The sequence below is a fragment of the Burkholderia sp. HAN2018 genome (assembly GCF_024704855.1).
GTDB lineage: Bacteria > Pseudomonadota > Gammaproteobacteria > Burkholderiales > Burkholderiaceae > Burkholderia > Burkholderia cepacia.
Genome location: NZ_QOBB01000419.1, coordinates 1 through 3,060, shown reverse-complemented (window position 1 = coordinate 3,060; position 3,060 = coordinate 1). Strand labels below are relative to the sequence as shown.

Genomic DNA, 3,060 nt, shown 5'->3' with positions numbered 1-3,060 from the left:
GGTTCGGCGCGCAGCCCGACTTCGACACGCCGCGCCCGCCGCCGGCGAGCGCGCAGAATGCGCCGCCGGCCTACCTGAAGCAGAGCGACACGCCGTGGTCGGTGTTCGGCCGGATCGTGGCCGCGCGCGCGCGCCGGCTGTTCGACCGCGCCGGCCAGCGCATCACGCAGCGCACGCTGCGCATCGGCGTGTCGGCGCGGATCTTCCATCCGGAACCGGGTGCGAAGGGGCTGCGGGGCAAGACGCTGCAGTATCTCGAGGAATCGATCGCGCACTGGGTGATGTCGCGCGACGTGCTCGTGTTCATGATTCCGACCGTCGGCCACCAGGGCATGATTCACCCGAGCAACATCCGCCTGCGCGACTACGCGAAGCATCTCGACGGGCTGCTGCTGCAGGGCGGCGCCGACGTGTCGCCGCAAACCTACGCCGCGTCCGACGCCCGTCCCGAATGGCCGGGCGATCGCGTGCGCGACATGTACGAACTCGAGCTGCTGCACGAGTTCGTCGAATCCGGCAAACCCGTCCTCGGCGTGTGCCGTGGCTGCCAGCTGATCAACGTCGCGTTCGGCGGCTCGCTGTACCAGGACATCGCCACCGACGTGCCGACCGCGAATGCGCACGTGAGCGAGCATTACGACCAGCATCGACACGCGATCCGCTTTCCCGATTCGTCGACGCTCGCGAGCATGTTTCCCGGGCGCAGCGAGGCGATCGTCAACTCGATTCACCATCAGGCGATCCGCGATCTCGGCCGCGATCTGAACATCGAGGCCGTGTCAGCGGGCGACGGGATCATCGAAGGCATTCGTCATCGGCGTTCGCCGTTCGTCGTCGGCGTGCAGTGGCACCCCGAGTTCCATCGCGCCGGCGGCTCGGAACTGCTCGACTGCACGCCGCTGCTCGATGCGTTCCTGCGCGCGGCGCGCGAAACCCGCCTGTAGCCAGCCACTTTCTTCGCGTCGTACGAAGGCCGGCCGCATCCCGATAAATTCGAGATGCGGCCATTTCGTTTTGAACGATAATCGCGAGTTCCGATTCGTTCGCCGGAGTCCGACGTTGGTTTTCCGAAATTTTTCCCCTGCACGATGCGCAACGTGGATCGTTGCGCTGGCTGCCTGCACGCAAGCAGGCACGGCCTGGTCCGCCGACGCGACCGCGCCGGCCGCCGGTACGCGCCCGGCGGTCACGAGCCTGCGCGGCGACGCGGCGGCGTCCGCCACGGTGGCGACGGATGCATCCGCGCAAGGCAACGTCGCCGAGCTGACGCAGATGCTGCACGATGGCCGGATCGCCGAAATGCGCACGACGTACAACGGCAGCTACGGTGCGAGCCTGATGTTCGATCCGCGCGAGATGACGTACTACGTCGCGCTGTTCCAGGACAAGCACCTGTGGCGTGTGATCCGGTCGCAGGAGAAGAGCCGCGCGGAGATGGTGTACGCGAACTTCGTTCAGCAGACCGTACAACTCGCCGATATCGAGATCCGTCGTACCGAGCTGGAGGCGCAGAAAGCGTTTCTCGAGCGCGTGATCGCGCTGCAGGCGAACCGTGCGCAGCAGTTGCAGGCCGACCTGAGCGTTGCGCGTAGCCAGCAGGCCGAAGTCGCGCAACGGCAGCGTTCGGCGCAGGAGCAGGCACAGGCGCTGCAGGTCGAGAAGCGGGCCGCGCAGATGCAGTTGCGTGATCTGCAGGAGCAGGTGCGGCAACTCGAGAAGCAGACCGAGACGGGGCTGCCGGCACACAAGTAACGATTCGTCAGACGGACGGAGAGAGACAGGCAAAACCCGGCGAAGCGTGCTTCGCCGGGTTTTTTCATGGTGCGGCCGTCAGCGCGCGAACGCGTCCGGCGTATCGGTCAGGCGGCGGTGGGACAGTTGTGCCGTCCAGTCGAAACCGGCGGCGGGCGTGTGCGATGGGCGCTCGGGTTGGGTAGCGCGCAGCGCGCTTGCCATTGCGATCAGCGTGAGCGGATCGTCGAGCGTGTCGCGTGGTTCGGCGATTGCGGGCGACGCGGGGGCGAACTGATCATGTGCGCGTGGGGCAACCGTGCTGCTCCGGACCGGTGGGCGCGCGGCCAGCCGCGACGCGGTCGCGGGCTTGGCCGGTGCTGCCGTCGCGCCGCGTTTGTCGTTCGAACGGAGTGACGATGCAACGGCCGTGGGCGGCACGTTGGACGTTGCGTCGGGACGAAGCGGTGCCGGACGACGCGCGACGTGGTGCATGGCCTGCGGCGCTTCGGCCGTTGTCGCGACAGGCGCGGCCATCGTGCGCTGCGGTGGCGTGCTCGTCGACGCACCCGGCTGGACCGTCGCGACCTGCACGGTGCCGGACCACGACGTAGCGTGATCCGGCACGCTGCCGGCCGCTTGAATCGCGTATGTGGGCCCGAAGCCCGCGGGCGGTTCATATGCGGCGATCAGCCAGCCGATGATGCCGAGCGCGCCGATGCTCCAGCAGATCGCATACTGCGCACGCCGGTCGTGAGAGCGGCGGATGCGCGCGCCGGCAACGCCAGCCGGCACGACCGGCGCGCCAGCCGAAACCGGCATCGATAACGCCACGGACCGCGGCTGCCAGCGGCATGCGCTGTGCGGCCGGTCTACGTCGATGCAGGATGTCGTCAGCGTGGCGAGACAGTGCCTGTCGGGCCGTGCACCGGGCGCGCCGCGAAAGGTCCATTCGCGGCCGAACGACGGAGCGATATCGAGCGGCGTGACGCGAGGGCGGGCGAGTGGGCCTTCGACGGGGACGAGGGGCGATGGGGTCATGAGGGCGGTACGCTGTGCGACACGGGCAACCTTGCCGGCCGCGGCGCGGAAATGTCGTCGCAAATCGTGACATTGTGGTCAGGTGGCGAGAGCAGGTCGATCAGATCAATCCGATTTTTGCTCCCGATTCTGGGCGACTCGTACGAGAAGAGTGCCGCGACGGCAATGGCAACGGTCGCGGCGGCACAAGGCAAATGTCGGGTTGGCGTGGCATGATGCGCGAACCATGCCGGTGCGCGCGTCGTCGCGCGGCGCGCCGCCGGCGGGCAGCGATGCCCGTGCGCGCCG

General features: G+C 68.1%; 4 protein-coding genes. 2 read left to right on the top strand and 2 right to left on the bottom strand.

The genetic code is table 11. From position 1 onward, the window contains the following. Positions 1-944, top strand: a 944-nt coding sequence (locus DPV74_RS40400) for a gamma-glutamyl-gamma-aminobutyrate hydrolase family protein (protein ID WP_119339216.1), incomplete at its 5' end; no start/stop codon positions are given. 115 nt (positions 945-1,059) lie between these two features. Further along, positions 1,060-1,752 (top strand): DUF2968 domain-containing protein, encoded by a 693-nt coding sequence (locus DPV74_RS40395; RefSeq protein WP_119339215.1) that lies wholly within the window; start codon positions 1,060-1,062, stop codon positions 1,750-1,752. Positions 1,753-1,830: 78 nt separating this feature from the next. Here DPV74_RS40395 and DPV74_RS40390 read toward each other — a convergent pair whose 3' ends face one another. Both DPV74_RS40390 and DPV74_RS40385 read right to left on the bottom strand, forming a co-directional pair. Continuing rightward, positions 1,831-2,553 carry a hypothetical protein gene (locus DPV74_RS40390; protein WP_240440111.1) on the bottom strand — a complete coding sequence of 241 codons (723 nt, stop codon included), beginning with the start codon at positions 2,551-2,553 and terminating at the stop codon, positions 1,831-1,833. Between the two features lie 215 nt (positions 2,554-2,768). Continuing rightward, positions 2,769-3,060: hypothetical protein (locus DPV74_RS40385; protein WP_205571985.1), on the bottom strand; the 292-nt coding region annotated here is incomplete at its 5' end.

Bases quoted from the DNA above. Each gene is read 5' to 3' on its own strand.
- DPV74_RS40390 (WP_240440111.1), bottom strand. From the start codon at position 2,553: ATGCCGGTTTCGGCTGGCGCGCCGGTCGTGCCGGCTGGCGTTGCCGGC.